The 17,454-nt window shown below is 44.5% G+C and carries 15 protein-coding genes; 11 read left to right on the forward strand and 4 right to left on the reverse strand.

The features are described from left to right. Window positions 1-833 precede the first annotated feature (833 nt). The 4 genes from OH460_RS12925 to OH460_RS12940 all read left to right on the forward strand — a co-directional run bounded on the left by OH460_RS12925 (window position 834) and on the right by OH460_RS12940 (window position 4,308). Window positions 834-1,304, forward strand: a complete 471-nt coding sequence (locus OH460_RS12925; RefSeq protein ID WP_061032711.1) for a hypothetical protein — start codon at window positions 834-836, stop codon at window positions 1,302-1,304. Window positions 1,305-1,329: 25 nt separating this feature from the next. Beyond that, complete coding sequence (locus OH460_RS12930) at window positions 1,330-2,256, forward strand: tripartite tricarboxylate transporter substrate binding protein (protein ID WP_269997639.1); 927 nt, start codon at window positions 1,330-1,332, stop codon at window positions 2,254-2,256. A gap of 88 nt (window positions 2,257-2,344) precedes the next feature. Continuing rightward, window positions 2,345-2,800 carry a tripartite tricarboxylate transporter TctB family protein gene (locus OH460_RS12935; protein ID WP_269997640.1) on the forward strand — a complete coding sequence of 152 codons (456 nt, stop codon included), beginning with the start codon at window positions 2,345-2,347 and terminating at the stop codon, window positions 2,798-2,800. Window positions 2,801-2,808: 8 nt separating this feature from the next. Further along, entirely contained in the window at window positions 2,809-4,308 is a 1,500-nt protein-coding gene (locus tag OH460_RS12940; protein WP_269997641.1) for a tripartite tricarboxylate transporter permease, read from the forward strand. Between the two features lie 148 nt (window positions 4,309-4,456). On the opposite strand, the gene OH460_RS12945 is transcribed toward OH460_RS12940, so the two are convergent. Further along, window positions 4,457-5,176, reverse strand: coding sequence for a FadR/GntR family transcriptional regulator (locus tag OH460_RS12945; RefSeq protein ID WP_269997643.1), 720 nt, complete (start codon window positions 5,174-5,176; stop codon window positions 4,457-4,459). Between the two features lie 266 nt (window positions 5,177-5,442). On the opposite strand from OH460_RS12945, the gene phnD reads away from it, so the two are divergent. From phnD to phnE (OH460_RS12965), 4 genes are all read left to right on the forward strand, one after another. Next, window positions 5,443-6,399, forward strand: a complete 957-nt coding sequence (gene phnD / locus OH460_RS12950; RefSeq protein ID WP_171730818.1) for a phosphate/phosphite/phosphonate ABC transporter substrate-binding protein — start codon at window positions 5,443-5,445, stop codon at window positions 6,397-6,399. Between the two features lie 159 nt (window positions 6,400-6,558). Further along, complete coding sequence (gene phnC, locus OH460_RS12955; RefSeq protein WP_269997646.1) at window positions 6,559-7,377, forward strand: phosphonate ABC transporter ATP-binding protein; 819 nt, start codon at window positions 6,559-6,561, stop codon at window positions 7,375-7,377. After that, a complete protein-coding gene (phnE, locus tag OH460_RS12960; protein WP_269997648.1) occupies window positions 7,374-8,216 on the forward strand; it encodes a phosphonate ABC transporter, permease protein PhnE in 843 nt (280 codons plus the stop codon). The genes phnC and phnE (OH460_RS12960) overlap by 4 nt, the downstream gene beginning before the upstream one ends. A 10-nt stretch (window positions 8,217-8,226) precedes the next feature. After that, window positions 8,227-9,057: a phosphonate ABC transporter, permease protein PhnE gene (gene phnE / locus OH460_RS12965; RefSeq protein WP_269997650.1), complete on the forward strand. Its 831-nt coding sequence runs from the start codon at window positions 8,227-8,229 to the stop codon at window positions 9,055-9,057. 95 nt (window positions 9,058-9,152) lie between these two features. Here the strand turns inward: phnE (OH460_RS12965) and OH460_RS12970 are convergent, their stop codons facing one another. From OH460_RS12970 to OH460_RS12980, 3 genes are all read right to left on the reverse strand, one after another. Beyond that, complete coding sequence (locus OH460_RS12970) at window positions 9,153-9,977, reverse strand: fumarylacetoacetate hydrolase family protein (protein ID WP_443088682.1); 825 nt, start codon at window positions 9,975-9,977, stop codon at window positions 9,153-9,155. Window positions 9,978-10,309: 332 nt separating this feature from the next. Beyond that, complete coding sequence (locus OH460_RS12975) at window positions 10,310-12,478, reverse strand: heparinase II/III domain-containing protein (RefSeq protein ID WP_269997652.1); 2,169 nt, start codon at window positions 12,476-12,478, stop codon at window positions 10,310-10,312. 2 nt (window positions 12,479-12,480) lie between these two features. Next, complete coding sequence (locus tag OH460_RS12980; protein WP_029405321.1) at window positions 12,481-14,688, reverse strand: heparinase II/III domain-containing protein; 2,208 nt, start codon at window positions 14,686-14,688, stop codon at window positions 12,481-12,483. 332 nt (window positions 14,689-15,020) lie between these two features. On the opposite strand from OH460_RS12980, the gene OH460_RS12985 reads away from it, so the two are divergent. From OH460_RS12985 to OH460_RS12995, 3 genes are all read left to right on the forward strand, one after another. Continuing rightward, window positions 15,021-15,356, forward strand: a complete 336-nt coding sequence (locus OH460_RS12985) for a cupin domain-containing protein (protein ID WP_009846518.1) — start codon at window positions 15,021-15,023, stop codon at window positions 15,354-15,356. 34 nt (window positions 15,357-15,390) lie between these two features. After that, window positions 15,391-16,323 (forward strand): sugar kinase, encoded by a 933-nt coding sequence (locus OH460_RS12990; RefSeq protein WP_269997657.1) that lies wholly within the window; start codon window positions 15,391-15,393, stop codon window positions 16,321-16,323. Between the two features lie 70 nt (window positions 16,324-16,393). Next, window positions 16,394-17,020 (forward strand): bifunctional 4-hydroxy-2-oxoglutarate aldolase/2-dehydro-3-deoxy-phosphogluconate aldolase, encoded by a 627-nt coding sequence (locus OH460_RS12995; protein WP_269997659.1) that lies wholly within the window; start codon window positions 16,394-16,396, stop codon window positions 17,018-17,020. Window positions 17,021-17,454: the final 434 nt, after the last annotated feature.

Here is a 17,454-nt window from a genome sequence, read left to right on the forward strand (position 1 = left end):
AATATGCCCCAAAATAACGTGTTGTTTCATAAAAAGGTGACGCTTCTATCAAAACCTTGTCTATATCACCGCAGCGCAAGCAAAAGAAATTATTATATCTATAACAATTTGATTGCATATAAATTTAATAAGGATGAGTAATCCTTCCAATATTGCCCCCGATTATTAATATCACGACAAAATTAACCACTAGTAGAATGAAACGATTCATAGATTGACGTATATTTTTTACATATCTTGGACATCCAGCAAAAGTCAAACCAGACAGCACTATGATTTAAAAACACTAAAACCCAAAGACAACCAAGATCAAAGCCATTATTTATCAAATAACTCAAAGACATAAGCCAAACTAACATCAAATTCAGTCGCTACAATATCTCTAAAGTTACATTCCGGATTCCAATCTCCCATCATTAATAATGTCAGATCGAGAACCACCAATTATTAATATATTCGAGTCATATTTTATAGACGTGGTTAAAACTAATTACCATGACCTGATTTCCTCTTTATTTCATCAACCCTATTTGGAGAAATTCACCCTGTTCCCAAAACATGGGTGCAATATAAATCACTCCTAAACCTTCATAAGTGGCTTGATTCATAAATAGAAAGTCAATTACCGACAAATAAGAATTAGGCCCATTGATGTACAGCCAAAAAAAAGACCAAAATCACACTATTTTCTTAACATCATGGTTAAAACAAGAGCGAAGTCTATTTAGGAGACTTCCACTTGTGATCGCAAGCGACTTCCAGAACTTCGTCAATTGAAGAATTATTGTCATACAATATTCTATATAAAACATTCAAATATAAGGACATACGGAATGCGCTCAATCCTAGAGATTACTCAAGACGCTATCGACATTGTAAAGCCCTCTATCGACAAGCTTTTTGAACGAACAAACAGAAAAGAACTGCACATTGTCGTTATGAATCCTCATGTGAAACCTTGGGAAGGGTCTTTTGAAGAGGCCATTCTGTATGAAGAATCCCTCGGTACTCCCGAAACTTGGAACATCGAATTTGACCGCCTTGCTCGTCAAAAGGCAAAACAAGCTTGGCGTGAATCAACAAGCAATATTTCTTTGCAATCACAACACCCTACTTCATTGCGTGATGAAGACGTTTTGTTTTACGGATCTTTTGTTTACGGCAATGTTGTTGTGGCCTGCAGCGGAGTACAACAATGGTATGACATGCTTATTAGCGGTTGGATAGCAGTAGCTATCGAACAACTCACCATGCACGAGTACCAAATGCAAAAAATCGACAACCCTACACAAACCTATCGTTAATAATCAGAATCAAAAGGCATTTATTATGAGTAAGCTATTGAAATCAATAATGTTGGCAGCAGGTATCCTCGTTTCAGCCACCTCAGTCGCAGCCGATTACCCAAGTAAAAACATTCGCCTAGTTGTTCCCTTTGGTGCAGGTGGTGGTACAGATGCCGTTGGTCGTACGTTAGCTAATAGCGCTAAAGACGTATTGGGCCAAAACATTTCTATCATGAACCGCACAGGCGGAGCTGGAGCTGTGGGCATGAGCTTCGGTGCTCAACAGCGTGCTGATGGATACACATTAACGGTAGTAACACGTGAAATCGCTTCGCTTCCTCAAATGGGGTTGATGCGCCATACAGCAGACGACTTTAGGCTCATTCGCTTAGTGAACCTCGACCCAGCGGTCGTATTGGTTGCAAAAGACAGCCCATACAACACAATTAATGATTTAATTAAAGAAGCACGTGACAACCCTGGAAGCGTGAAATTTGCTTCAACAGCTGCGCCGAACTTTTACTTAATGTCGTTAGAGAAAGACCAAAACATTAAACTTAATGCCATTCCTTACAATGGTGCATCTGAAGCAATTCCTGCGGTACTTGGTAACCACACCGACGTCACAATGGTTACCCCTGGCGAAGCAATTGCACAGCTTCGTTCGGGCCAATTAAAAGCACTTGGTGTGATGTCTGAAGAGCGTATTCAATACATCCCAGACGTACCGACATTAAAAGAGCAAGGTATCGATGTTGTGACAGGAACATGGCGCGGCATAGGTGCTCCAAAAAATACACCTGACGAAGTCGTTGAAAAACTGGGTAAAGCATTCGACGAAGCAATGGCGAGTGAAGAGTTCAAGTCTTTCATGGCAAAAGGTGCAATGACCATTCACAACTTAGATGATAAAGCTTTCACTGAGTTCGTTGCAGAAGATACGAAATCACTAACTGCATTAATTAAATAAGATTCATCCAATGGCACAACTTCTTTAAGTTGTGCCTTTTTTATCGATTTGTGCCTTTCCCTTGTTTTACTTTTTAGGGGTAAATTCTATGTCTAATTCAAACTTAAATCGGAACATCATCTTCCCTTCCATAATGATTGTCCTTAGCGGTATAGCGCTCGCTCTCATTACTCAGTTTGACCGACCTATGTATCAGGACGCTAGCGTCGATGCGAAATTCTTTCCGATGATGATTGTGATTGCTCAAATCGCAATATGTATCGTCTTGATAGTCCAACACAAGCTTAAAGGTGCCACAGAAAAGCAAGAAGCAATGGTCACTAAAATGTCGATATTTGGTATCGGATTTCTGATCGGCTATGCCCTACTTATCAATGTTGCTGGATACCTTTATGCGAGTTTGATCGCGTTCATCTTCTACCTTGTTTACTTCAAAGTAAAAAAGCCGATTTATTACCTTATCGCAGTCACATTCGTTATTGCTGTTTATTATCTGTTTGGTGAAGTGTTCTACATTGCCCTTCCCGAAGCTAGTTGGTCATAGGAGAGCGTATGTTTGAATATCTAGGCGATGGTCTTGCGACTGCTGTGAGCTTTGCCGTTTTACCCGTACTCGTTTTTGGCGTTCTCGGTGGCGTCATCCTTGGCGCACTACCCGGTTTAACCGCCACAATGGGGGTTGCAATACTTTTACCTTTTACTTTTGGTATGGAACCGACATCAGCACTGGTCATGCTCATTGGGGTCTATATCGGTGGTATATATGGCGGCTCAATTGCAGCTATATTATTGAAAACCCCTGGGACACCGGCTTCAGCAGCAAGTGTCCTTGATGGACACACGATGGCGGCTAAAGGGCAAGCAGCCAGAGCACTTAGCATATCTGCAGTAGCTTCATTCATTGGCGGCTTGTTAAGTACGATTGTGCTTATCGCCATTGCTCCTAAACTCGCGACTTTTGCGCTTCGTTTTAACGCTCCCGAATATTTTGCTCTCGCACTTTTCGGGTTAACGATTATCGCGAGCGTGTCATCAAACAACATTTTTAAAGGGCTTTTAGCGGGAACGATCGGTCTTTTGGTTTCAACAGTAGGGCTTGACCCAATCAGCAGTGTTCCTAGGTTCACTTTTGACATCATGGATCTATACAGTGGTATCAATGTCATTCCTGTATTGATTGGCCTATTCGCCTTATCTGAAGCGTTAAATCAATTGGAAAAGCTCTTTTCTGAAAAGAAAGTCGCACCACCAAAATTCGATCACAAACTACTCAGTAAAGGTGATTTAAAAGAGATGTTACCCACAGCCGTTAAAAGTGGCTTGATGGGCACAACTATTGGCTCGGTACCAGGAGCGGGCGCGGATATATCAGCGTTTGTTTGTTATAACGAAGCTAAGCGGTCATCTAAGAACCCTGAAGAATTCGGAAAAGGCTCAGTCAGAGGGTTGGCTTCAGCTGAAGCCGGAAACAACGGTGTAACGGGCGGCTCACTCGTTCCATTACTTACATTAGGCGTACCCGGAGATGCGGTAGCGGCGGTATTACTTGGTGCATTGATCGTTCAAGGTTTAACACCTGGACCACTGCTCTTCGCTCAAAACCCAGAAGTCGTTTACGGGGTATTCAGCTCAATGTTAGTCGCTAACCTTGTAATGCTAGTTATTGGTTTGCTCGGGATTCGCTTCTTTTGCCGAATCATCGAAGTACCCAAAATAATCATGATCCCAATTATTGTATTCTTGTCAATTGTAGGTGCCTACGCCATCAACAATTCAATGTTCGATGTTGGTATTGCGATTGGTTTTGGGTTGTTAGGGTTTGTTCTAACCAAACTCGATATTCCGTCTTCACCAATACTGCTTGCGATCATTCTTGGCCCCATGGCGGAAACAAACCTAAGAAAATCTCTACTGATGTACGACGGCAGTTGGTCTTTCCTCTATGAACGCCCTATCGCCCTTGCGTTCATTGTTTTGGCTATATTCTCAGTTTATTCAACATTAAAAATGAAGAAAAAACAGAAACAAAAGCAGGCCGCTGAATGTTCTTAGGGTGCTTTGCACACATCAAGCACAAATAACAAAAAAGGTATGCTCTTGGCATACCTTTTTAACTTTCTCTAGACTTATAAAACGTTGTCTAGCTTATCAAGGGTTAATTTGAATCTACTCATGTTTCAAATCGAACCAAACACCGTCTTTAGCTTGCAGTCGCCAAGCGGTGGTTAGCATCTTGAAGGTGCGCCGCTGACATTGAACGCGCTTTTTCACTGTCGCCAGCCATGATCGCTTCATAAATTCTACGGTGTTCATTGATACATGTGCTGCCCTCTTCAGAAGAGTGCACGATGAAGTTCATGAACATGGTCGTCAGGATGTTACCGAATGGCAGGTAAAAATCGTTACCAGTCGCATTGAAGATCAAGCTGTGGAAACGAATGTCGATGTTTGTCCAACTTTCTTGGTCAAATACTTCAGCAGCATCCACTTCTACCATCTTTTGGAAGATTTCTGAAAGCTCGATACGTTGCTCAGCAGTTGCAAATCTTGCTGCCAATGCACATGCCTCTGGTTCAATCGCACGACGAAGGCCTAAGAACTGAGAACAGAATTGGTCTATGTCGGTTAGGCCGTCCATCCATTCAATCAGTTGAGGATCAAGAAAGTTCCAGTACGCACGGTCGACTACGCGAGTACCAATTTTTGGGCGAGACTCTAACAAGCCTTTAGAAGTCAAAAGCTTAACAGCTTCACGAAGCGCCGTTCGGCTGATACCAAACTGTTCACACAACGCTATTTCACCAGGAATAATAGAACCTTGAGGCAGATCGCCAGACAAGATCCCACGAGCTATCTCACGCGCTACTTGAACGTGCAGGCTGCGCTTCGAGCCCGAAATTGAATTAAAACTGCTAACCATAAGTTCACTTATTTTATATGTTATGTTTATGTATTATTTAAGGATCACTATAACAGTATTTCAACCTATCGCCAATTAAGTAAAATCTCAAACCATAATAGCCTACTATTTTACTCAACCAATCAAACACTTAGAAAGTGTCCAAATTCAGTCACTCCGAAATAATATGTTACACCATTCATGAATCCGTCATCAAAACGCATCGGTTCTGTCATCCTCGATTTCTATACTCCCTCCCCAACAAATCACTCAATTGGACTGAAATAATGAAACCGACAAAAACGAATCTTACGCTTAAAAGCGCTATTACTGCTGCGCTGATTTTTTCTGGTTCTGCATTAGCAATGGATACACGATACGAAGATCGTACTGGCAACTTGGTCGCGGATATTCCTCAAGACGAATCGCAATGGGTTGATCCAAACACGCTAATTTTTGCTTATACACCAGTTGAAGATCCAGCAGTATACGCTGATGTGTGGAGCGAGTTTTTGAGCCACCTTGAAAAAACAACGGAAAAGACGGTTCGTTTCTTTCCTGTTCAAAATAACGCAGCTCAAATCGAAGCTATGCGTTCAGGTCGTCTGCATATCGCAGGTTTCAACACAGGTTCTACACCACTAGCGGTTAACTGCGCAGGCTTTGCCCCATTCACCATGATGGCCGCGGAAGATGGCTCTTTCGGTTACGAAATGGAAATCATCACTCATCCGGGTTCTGGTATTGAAAACGTGGAAGATCTAAAAGGTAAAAATTTAGCGTTCACATCACAAACATCGAACTCTGGCTTTAAAGCACCTTCTGCAATTTTGGACGCGGAATACCAACTTCAACCTGACCGTGATTTCAAACCTGCATTCTCTGGTGCGCACGACAACTCTATATTAGGTGTGGCGCACAAAGACTACGATGCAGCAGCGGTAGCGAACTCAGTATTGAACCGCATGCTTTCACGCGAAGTGGTGAAAGAAGATCAAATCAAGAGCATCTACAAGTCTCAAACCTTCCCAACAACGGCTTACGGCACAGCGCATAACCTAACGCCAGAGCTGCAAGAGAAGATTCAAAAAGCCTTCTTCACTTTCGACTGGGAAGGCACAAAGCTTCAAGAAGAATTTGAGCGTAACGGCGAAGCGAAGTTTGTTCCAATCACTTACCAAGAGCATTGGGAAGTCATTCGCACTATCGATACAGCAAACAAAGTGTCTTACACCTGTAGCTAAACGACTCAAACGCTAAACCAGTACCACACAGATAAACCCGTAACACACACTAAAACTAGCTGCAGGTACATGTGCCTGCAGTTACTCACCACTTTCAGCGGTTTACTTCCCATTTCAGCCTCAGGCGAACGCTTAGTACACCGGTCTTATAGGAATACTATGTCTACTCTTACCCTAAAAGGGCTTACCAAGCACTACTCCAGTTCTGATAAAGCCTTGACCAACGTTAGCTTGTCGGTGAATGCCGGCGAAGTGGTTGGATTGATTGGCCCATCTGGTGCCGGAAAATCAACGCTTATTCGTTGTATTAACCGGCTCACCGAACCCACCAGCGGCGAAGTAATCTTTTCCAATACCAATCTAGAAACGCTTTCCAAGCGCCAACTAAGACAATCACGCCGCGAGATTGGGATGATCTTCCAAGAGTACGCGCTGATTGAACGTTTAACGGTAATGGAAAACGTGCTTTCAGGCCGTTTAGGGTATGTGAATTTCTGGCAAAGCTTCACTCGCCGCTTTCCAGAGTCGGATATCCAAGCAGCCTATGCCCTACTCGATCGTGTGGGGTTATTGGAACACGCAAATAAGAGAGCTGACGCTCTGTCGGGTGGTCAGCGTCAACGTGTTGGTATTGCCCGAGCACTCGCTCAGAAACCCAAGTTACTCTTGATTGACGAACCAACAGCGGCACTTGATCCACGTACGGCACGCCAAATCATGCGCTTGATTAGCGAAATTTGTTCTGAGCAACAACTTCCAGCCATCATCAATATTCACGATGTGCAGTTAGCCAAACAGTTTGTGGATCGCGTTGTTGGTTTGAACGCAGGTTGCGTTGTCTTTGACGACAAACCAAACCTGCTGACTGAAGACGTATTAACACAGATCTACGGTGAAGAAGATTGGAGCCAACAAACAGAACAAGACGACGATGATCTAATCATCACCGGGCCTAGCTTGGCTGAGGCAACAGTATGATTCAGCCATATTCTAAGCATGGTTCAGCGCAATCAGAACAAGCACTTCAATACCCAAAACAGTGGACAAAGCCATCTTTGATTTCAAGCCCATGGTTACGTTGGAGCTTGATCATCGTAGTCGCGGTTTACTTGTACCTAGCGACACAATCAGTTGATGTCAATTGGGCTCGTATCTACGAAGGTAGCGAGCGTGGTTTACAGTTCATTATGGCCTTCATGAACCCAGATTTCAGCGGACGCTGGGACAACATATATCAAGGCTTGATTGAAAGTTTGACCATGACACTTACCTCAACGGTCGCTGGTGTGATTCTTTCTATTCCATTTGGGCTTGGTGCAGCAAAGAACTTAGCACCAACGCCAATCTACCTATTTTGTCGTGGATTCATTTCTATAGCCCGAAGCTTACAAGAGATCATCGTCGCTATTTTATGTGTTGCGCTATTTGGCTTTGGCACCTTTGCTGGTTTTGTCACGCTAACCTTCGCGACCATCGGCTTTCTTGCAAAACTGTTTGCTGATGAAATCGAAGCCATTGACCCAGCCCCTCTCACTGCAATGCGTGCGACTGGCGCAAGCTGGCTACAACAAGTGAACTATGCCATTCAAGCGCAGGTGATGCCCCGCTTTATAGGCCTTTCGATGTACCGACTCGACATCAACTTCCGTGAGTCTGCCGTGATTGGCATTGTTGGCGCAGGTGGTATTGGCGCAACGTTGAATACAGCAATGGACCGCTACGAGTACAGCGCCGCAGCCGCTATTCTATTGATTATTATCGTGATCGTGATGTTGTGTGAATATCTATCGACCATCATCCGTAAGCATGTGCAGTAAGGAACGACCAATGAGCACGCTAAATGACACACCTTCAATCGCCATGAATCGTACCCAATGGCAGCGTTACGACAGTAAACAGAGTCTGATGCTTTGGATTGGCTGGCTTTGCTTTGTTGCTTTGACCGTTTTTGCATGGCAAGTCATGAACAAGGATACGATTTGGTACTTTGTGACTGACTCACCGAATCAACTTGCTGACATATCTTCACGTATGTGGCCACCGAGATGGAGCTACTTAGATTCACTTTGGAGCCCGTTGTGGGACACCATTAACATCGCGACACTTGGCACATTGTTGGGGATCCTACTGGCGTTTCCGGTTGCGTTCTTAGCGGCACGTAACACGACACCAAGCATGACGTTTATCAGACCTATTGCGCTCTTTATCATCGCGGCAAGCCGTTCAATTAACTCGTTAATTTGGGCTCTTCTGTTAGTGGCGATCATCGGCCCAGGCTTGTTGGCGGGTATTATCGCGATTGCCCTACGCTCGATTGGTTTCGTGGCTAAGTTGATGTACGAAGCAATTGAAGAAGTGAACGCAACACAAATGTCAGCGATTCAATCGACGGGTGCATCTCCGCTGCAAGTGTTGAACTACGGCATTCTTCCTCAAGTGATGCCAAGCTTTATCGGCACGAGCTTGTTCCGTTGGGACATCAACATTCGGGAATCTACAGTATTAGGATTAGTAGGCGCAGGCGGCATCGGTTTGAAACTGCAAGAGTCAATGGCGATGCTGGCATGGCCTCAAGTGACTGTGATTTTCTGTGCGATTCTCGTGACGGTTGTCTTCTCAGAATGGTTGGCTGCCAAAGCTCGAAAAGCCCTCATCTAAATAATAAAACAACGTCAAATTGACGGTTAGCTAAGATCAAAGCCTACTCACAGAGTAGGCTTTTGTTTGTTGAGGTGTTGCGGACAAACTCACGCTTAGAAGCGCACTTCATTAACGACCGTCCCTACCCCTTCAATGGTAACACTCACTTTGTCTCTATCGGATAGCGCAAACGTTCTGCCCGGTGTGCCCATAAAAATAAGATCGCCCGGCTTAAGGGTAAAATAGTGACTCAAGTAGCTAACCACTTTTCGAGGCTTGTGGATCATGAACGAGGTACTTTCTTGTTGCACAACCTCTCCGTTAACACGAGTGGTCAGTTGCACCTTGTTATAATCGATGCCACGAACAATCTTATTACCAATCGGCCCAAAGCCGTCGGATGCTTTCGCTCGTAACCATTGTAAATCCGTGCCTTGCCAGCTTCTTTCTGTAATATCGTTACCCACAGTGACACCAAAGATCGCTTGTTCGGCTTCTTCTTCATTGGCTCGGCTAAGCTCCTTACCAATCACGACCACCAGCTCTCCTTCAAAGTGGACGTTCTTCGCTTTAGGTGGCATTTGAATCACTTCGCCTGTCAGGATTAAAGAAGAAGGAAGTTTAAGAAACATAGGGGGCGGCGCATCGGCAGGTGATGCTAGGTGACTGGCGAAGTTCATCCCTACCGCAAACACCTTTTCAGGCTTGATAGGCAATAATACTTCGACAGACTCAAGAGGAATCGAGGTTTTTGCGACTGCATACTCACCGAAGATGTCACCGCTGATAGGTAACACATCGCCTTTATCTAACTTCCCATAACTGATTTTGTCTTGATATTGATAGCGTACGAATTCCTTGGTGCTGTTCTTAACTACGGTTTCCGCATTGACATAAGCAGCGCTTGAAATCACCAATACCGCCATTAATCCTTTCATACTTGATTCCCTTGTCGATTAATCTCCAATCTAAACTCTAGTCCACTCTGGTTATCTTCGGCCTACTCTTGTTATCTTCGAGCCACTCTAATTACCCACGGTCAATTCCAGTACGCGTGAAAGAGTGACTCTCAAATCACAGACATAAAAAAACCGAGCAACTCGCAACGAGTTACTCGGTTTGACTTATTTCCGATATTCTTTGTCATCGACATTAGTTTCGTTCAGTTATTTAGATGCGAGCACCCTTCCAACCGAACATGACGTGGCACTTCGTTCCCGCAAAGCACCACATCAGCACATACCGTCATTAAACGATATATGTTGATCATTTACAGTTGAGCAAATGATCCTTCCCACGAGTATGTCTCACCAGCAAACTCAACAGTGTGAGTTGCTTGCTGCGCGTCTTCAGCTTGGTTTGAAATACCGTAGTGGTAAGTGTTGCCAGATGTCGTTTGAATGCGCACAACAGTCCCGACACTGTTATGACCAACAACAGACACCGATTTAACCAGACCACGAGCGCCTACAGAGGCTTCGATAGACTCGTTAAAGTAACCGTGTGTTTCCAATACAGAAGCAAACACATGGTTTTGACCAGACTGACGTAAGATGAACGCAGGCTCACTCTTAAGGTTGAAGTCTGGATCGTTAGCACCAGTGCGAGCAAAGATAACTTCGCTGCCCGCATTAGCGCTGGCTACTAGGCTGTAGTAGCTGCTGTCATGTAGCCAGCTTACTAGAGAACCTTCTTCGTTCACTTTGCCTGAAGCCACGTTCCATAGGTGTTGGTAACCGTTGTCTTCACCTAATGGCTTAAGCGTTTTTTCCATGTCGTAATCGAAGTCAGTACGGATGATTTGACCTGAGTGGTGAACAGGTAAGTCGTACTGATGCTCTGCGTCAGCTTCGATGCGGTAAACATCAATCACTAGCGGCTTCTCGAACTCAGGAAGCTCAGCAAGAATCACGCTGCGTTGCATGTCTACGCCAGTGTAGTATTCAGAAATCGTGCCGCTCATACCTTGTAGAGACTGGTCGCCTGCTACGAAGAAATGCTTCTGACCAAACTTAGACTCAGCCAATGCTGTGTTGAAGTTGTTTTGTGTTTTCTGATCAACCGTTACTGTGTTGTGGGCAACTGTCTGCTTACAGTAAGACTTGTTCTCTGGAATGTAACGACCGCCAAACTTAGGCTCAACGTTTACCCAGCGACCAAAGCCGTAATCGTGCAGCACTTCGTGGCCACGGTTGAATACGCTTAGATGCAGGCCGTCGTAGTGACCGTGGTCTAACGCAGAGTGGTACTGGTGATCAGAACCGTGTTGACCAAACCAGATCAACGCCATGGTATCTGCGGTCTTAGGGTCGCCATCTTTCTCGTCACGGTGACGAAGAATGCTTACGCCGCCTTTTTCACCTTCAGGGCCATCCGTTACAAACAGGCTACCCCAATTGAATGCTTTGATGTCGTCTGCTGCATCAACCGCATCAGACAGTGTTTTACCAGAAGCATGAACCCAAACGTCTTGTTGGTGAGCAGCCATACCAAGCAGAGTTTCAGTCTGCTCGTAACGGTGGTAACACACAGACGTCGCCATGATCACGCCTTCATCGTTGATAGAGATCGTCTTCGATGAATCATTCAGAGCTGGCAATGTGCCGTCTGGGAAGGCTGTTTTGAATACAGAGTAAGAGGTTGTCTTGATCACTGAATCGTTAAATTGGTAAATACCGACCTCTGGTTGACGACGTTCAATCGCTTCTGCGAATAGGTAGATTGGACGCAGAGAGAAACGGTGGTAGTACGGACCTTCCATGTAGTAGCCGTCTGGCGAGAACAGTTGATCAAGTTGCGCTAAGAAACCGCCGCTTACTTTGTCCAGTTTTAAGCCGTACAGTGCTTTGTCTACTGACTCTTGGTCGTTGATCGCGTAACCACAGATACCTACCGCAGCCACAGCCCATAGACCGTGGTTGTGTACGATGTCGAAGTCATGACCGTAAGTCACGACGAATAGGTCGATCATCTGCTTAAACAAGTCGTTTTCGATCAGTGTTTTTTGATCTTCAGAAATCGTGTGGTAAACACAGCTATACGCACACGAAGCGTACAACATCCACATGTTTTCATTCAATGTTTGGTGGAAGATCTTACCCGGCGGGTTAGTGTCACGGCTTGTGTTGCTCTCTAACGTTGGGTAAACCTTCGCGTACGCAGTTAGCATATCTACGATGTAATCACGGTACTTCGATTCCTCAGTGATAAGGAACAAACGACCCGCTAGATCCATGTGGATGTAGTTTTGCTTATGACGGTTGTGCTCGTAACCGCCGCCTTCACCGTGACCTGGTACTTCAATGCCAACTTCAGCCATGTAAGCGTCAGTTTGTTTAATATCACGAGTCAGTGCGTTACCTAAAAGGCTATCCTTGCCAAGTTCTTTACGAAGCTCTGCTGCTTCATCAAAGTTAAGTAAAAGTGGTTGATAGCTCATTATTATTTCCCCTGCTCTGCAGTGCTAAGTTCTTCTGAATTTGTTTCTTGTAGAGTTGTCTCTACTGAGTAGAAGCCTGTCCAGCTGTATACTTTGCCGTTCAGTTCTACCTTGTGTTCTGTGCTGTCAGTCGCGCCAAGTTGGTTGCTGATCATCACTGTCACGTTTGATTTCTCTGTGCTGATTTCGATGACTGAACCCACATTTGTATGCGCGACAACCTTGATGTTTTTCACAACGCCGCGAGCATTGACTGATTGCTCGAACTCTTCGTTGAAGTAACCGTGCGTTTCTAGAACAGAAGTGAACAGTGTTGTTTCACCCTTGCTACGTAGAATGAAAGCAGGCTCTGAGCGTAGGTTGAAGCTTGGGTCATTCGCGCCAGTGCGAGTAAAGATAACTTCAGCATTGTCGTTAGACGTTGCACCTAACCATGTGTAGTAGGTGTTGTTTTGTAGCCAGCTCACAAGTGCCGTGCCATCCACATCACCGCTTGCTACGTTCCATAGGTGTTGGTAACCGAAGTCACTACCCAGCGTGTTCAACTCTTTGTTCGCTTGGTATTCAAAGTTAGTACGAACAATCTGACCGGCATATTGGTGCGAGTAATCGTATTGGTGTTCGCCTTCGCCACCTTTCTCAGAATCTAAACGGTAAAGATCCAATAGTAGCGGAGATTCCAACTCTTCAAGATTTAGCATGAACACGCTGCGTTGCATGTCAAAACCTTGGTAGTGATCGTTAGCAAACGCACTCATCCCGTTGATTTGCTCGTCTTCTACTTTGAAGAAGTGTGGTAAGCCGTGTACGGCGTCTGCACGTTCAACATCAAAGTTGTTCTGGCATTTTTCATCAATCGTTACTGCGTTGTGAGCAATCGTTTGACGAGCGTAAGATTTGTTTTCATCTAGGTAGCGGCCGCCAAATTTTGGCTCCACGTTAACCCAACGACAGAAACCGTATTCACGTAGCACTTCTTGACCGCGGTTGAAGAAAGAAATACCCAGCGTATCGAAGTTGCCGTGACCCATGCCGTGTTGACCGTAGTTCATCACTAACTGAGAAACGTCGCCTTTCTTATCCTGCATACGGATAAAGCCTTGTGCGCCGTTGTGGCCTTCAGGACCTTCGTTCAATTCAACACTTGGCCAGAAAGGCATGCCAATTTCTTGCTCAGCAGACGCCGCTTCATAAGCTTTAGATAGCTCAAGACCACATGGGTGCATCCAAACTGCGTCTTGAATCTTCGCCATACCAAGAATATTTTGGTCAACGCCGTTTTCAGATGAGTAATGTTTGCTGTAAACGCTCACTGCCACCTGAACACCCATGTCTGTAATGCCCATTGTGCGAGATGCATCGTTCAGAGCTGGGAATTCACCGTTCGGGTACGCTGTCGCCAGCATCGCTTGTACCGTGTTACCAATCACACCACCTTTGTAGTTGTAGATATCCACTTCAGGCATATGACGGTGAATCACTTCCGCGAATACACAAGTTGGGCGAATCGCGTAACGGTGGTAGTAAGGACCTTCCATGTAGTAGCCAGAAGGTGCAAACAGTTGAGAGATTTGCGCTAAGAAACCGCCAGTGTCGTTACGGTCAATGCCGTAGACTGACATTTCAAGGTACTCACGCTTACCAAGAGCAAGACCGCAGATACCTACAGCGGCTACAGCCCAAATACCATGGTTGTGGATTCGGTCAAAGTCATGTGCGTATTTCACTGTGAACATTTCTAGCATTGGTTCGAAGATACGAGACTCAATGTTGTCACGTTGCTCTTGTGTCAATGTTGAAGCAATACAAGAGTAAGCCAAGCTTGAGAACATTAACCAGCAGTGTTCGTTCAAGATTTGGTGGAACAAACGACCGGTAGGGTTAGTGTTTTTCTGTACGTGGAAATCAAACGTTAGGTATTTGTCTGCGTACTCTTCTAGTAATTCTGTAACAAAGTCAGCGTACTTTTGCTCTTTAGTGATCAAGAACATGCGACCAGCTAAATTCATGTACGTGTAGTTTTGCTTATGGCGGTTGTGTTCATAACCACCCGCTTCTCCATGACCAGGAACATCAATAGGTAAGCGCATGAACGCTTCTAGGTCTTTCGCGTTCGCTGCAATGGTTTTACCCATTAAGCTAGAACGGCCTACTTCAAGGTGAAGTTGCTCTATTTCAGCTTCAGTCAACAATACTGGTTTAGTCGTCATATTCTTTGTCACCCTCAATAAAGAGTTTATCTGCTTAAACTTTGATTAAATTTTCAAACTCCATATAAAGTAATACAATATGAGCTTTAATTATAGCTATTCAGTGCGAAATGATGAGTAGAATCACATAAATCACTGTAAGTCATTGATGTAGATAGTGAATGGTGAATAATAGGCGTTTGTTAAGTTGTTGATTTATTTAGGCTATATAAAGTATCACTTGATCAGTATCACACAATTTTAGATATATTGTATTACAATTGAAGTCATTCCCTTATGATGAACACAGTTAAGTAACACTTAAAAGATTTAAACAGATTAGGAGATACACAATGAACTCTTTCTTTATTCTAGATGAAAACCCATGGGAAGAACTTGGCGGCGGCATTAAGCGTAAAATCGTTGCTTATACTGACGATCTTATGGCTGTTCATCTATGTTTTGATAAAGGCGCGATTGGCCACCCTCATACTCATGAGATTCACGACCAAATCGGTTACGTAGTTCGTGGTAGTTTCGAAGCTGAAATCGAAGGCGAAAAGAAAGTGCTTAAAGAAGGCGATGCTTACTTTGCTCGTAAACACATGATGCACGGTGCGGTTGCTCTAGAGCAAGACAGCATCCTTCTTGATATCTTCAACCCTGCGCGTGAAGATTTCCTAAAATAATGAATAGCGCAACCTCAGTTGCTAAGGTAAGCATATGAAATCATTAAACATCGCGGTCATTGGCGAGTGCATGGTTGAGCTACAAAAGAAACAAGACGGGCTTAAGCAAAGTTTTGGTGGCGATACACTAAATACAGCACTTTACCTGTCACGCTTAACTAAAGAGCAAGATATCAACACCAGCTATGTTACGGCATTAGGTACTGACCCATTCAGTACTGACATGTTAGAAAAGTGGCAATCAGAAGGTATTGATATTAGTTTAATTGCTCGACTTGATCACAAACAGCCAGGGCTTTATTACATCGAAACCGATGAAACTGGTGAACGTAGCTTCCATTACTGGCGTAGTGATGCTGCTGCAAAATTCATGTTTGACCAAGAAGACACTCCAGCTCTGCTTGATAAGCTATTCTCTTTTGATGCGGTTTACCTAAGTGGTATTACGCTAGCTATCCTGACAGAGCATGGACGTACACAGCTATTCACCTTCTTAGACAAATTTAAAGCGCAAGGCGGCCAAGTATTCTTCGACAATAACTACCGTCCAAAGCTTTGGGAAAGCCAACAAGAAGCGATTTCTTGGTACTTAAAAATGCTTAAGTACACAGATACAGCACTGCTTACGTTCGATGATGAGCAAGAGTTGTACGGCGACGAAAGCATTGAACAGTGCATTGCACGTACGTCTGAGTCTGGTGTGAAAGAGATCATCATTAAGCGCGGTGCAAAAGACTGTTTAGTTGTTGAAAGCCAGGGCGCTCAATACGTTGCACCAAACCCAGTAGACAACATCGTTGACACGACAGCGGCTGGAGACTCGTTCAGCGCAGGTTTCCTTGCTAAACGCTTGAGCGGTGGCAATGCTCGTGATGCAGCGTTTGCTGGTCATATTGTGGCAGGAACCGTAATTCAGCATCCAGGTGCGATTATTCCGCTAGAAGCGACGCCTGATCTGTCTCTATAATTAGATACTTTGTATATTAATCAAGGGCTTGCTTTTTAAGCAAGCCCACAATTAACGTGAGAAAGAATTCATGACTACATTAAATGAACAACTAGCAAACCTGAAAGTAATCCCTGTAATCGCGATCAACCGTGCTGAAGATGCTATCCCCCTAGGCAAAGCACTCGTTGAAAACGGCATGCCATGTGCAGAAATCACACTACGTACAGAATGTGCAATCGAAGCGATTCGCATCATGCGTAAAGAATTCCCAGACATGCTAATCGGTTCAGGTACTGTACTGACTAACGAGCAAGTTGACGCATCTATCGAAGCTGGTGTTGATTTCATCGTTAGCCCAGGTTTCAACCCTCGTACAGTTCAATACTGCATCGACAAAGGTGTTGCGATCGTACCAGGTGTTAACAACCCAAGCCTAGTTGAGCAAGCAATGGCAATGGGTCTTCGTACGTTGAAGTTCTTCCCGGCTGAGCCTTCAGGCGGTACTGGCATGCTTAAAGCACTAACTGCGGTTTACCCTGTTAAATTCATGCCCACTGGTGGCGTGAGCTTGAAGAATGTAGACGAATACCTATCTATCCCTTCTGTACTTGCGTGTGGCGGTACTTGGATGGTTCCAACTAACCTTATCGACGAAGGTAAATGGGACGAGCTAGGCAAACTAGTACGTGATGCAGTTGAACACGTTAACGCTTAATCTGTTTTAGATTTGCTGATAAAGCCTCACTTCGGTGGGGCTTTTTGTTGTCTACGCTTTAGCTTACCGCTCCCACTAGGCGTTGGTATGGTCATTTACACTCAAGCGCTAATATATGCTAAAGCCCCTAGCTTTTGTCGTACAAACCTATCTACATCTAATTCACCACGCTACATCTAATTCACCACGAACCACTTTAACTTTCTCCTAAGCGCTCCACCACTTCCCCCTACTTATTGACCACTTTAATTCACTATTGGTAGGCCCCAACTCTCAAATGAGTAGCCAGCTTGCATTTTAAGAGTACTATTCGAATAAAATACTACTTACCTTCACTGATATTGAAATCAAAAGAAACTATGGGCGGTGCTCCAGCTCATAAGAATCAAATAAGCACTTAAAAACAACAAGCTACCTCTGCGTTAACCACGTGA

The organism is Vibrio sp. Makdt (genome assembly GCF_027587015.1).
Classification (GTDB): Bacteria; Pseudomonadota; Gammaproteobacteria; order Enterobacterales; family Vibrionaceae; genus Vibrio; species Vibrio chagasii_B.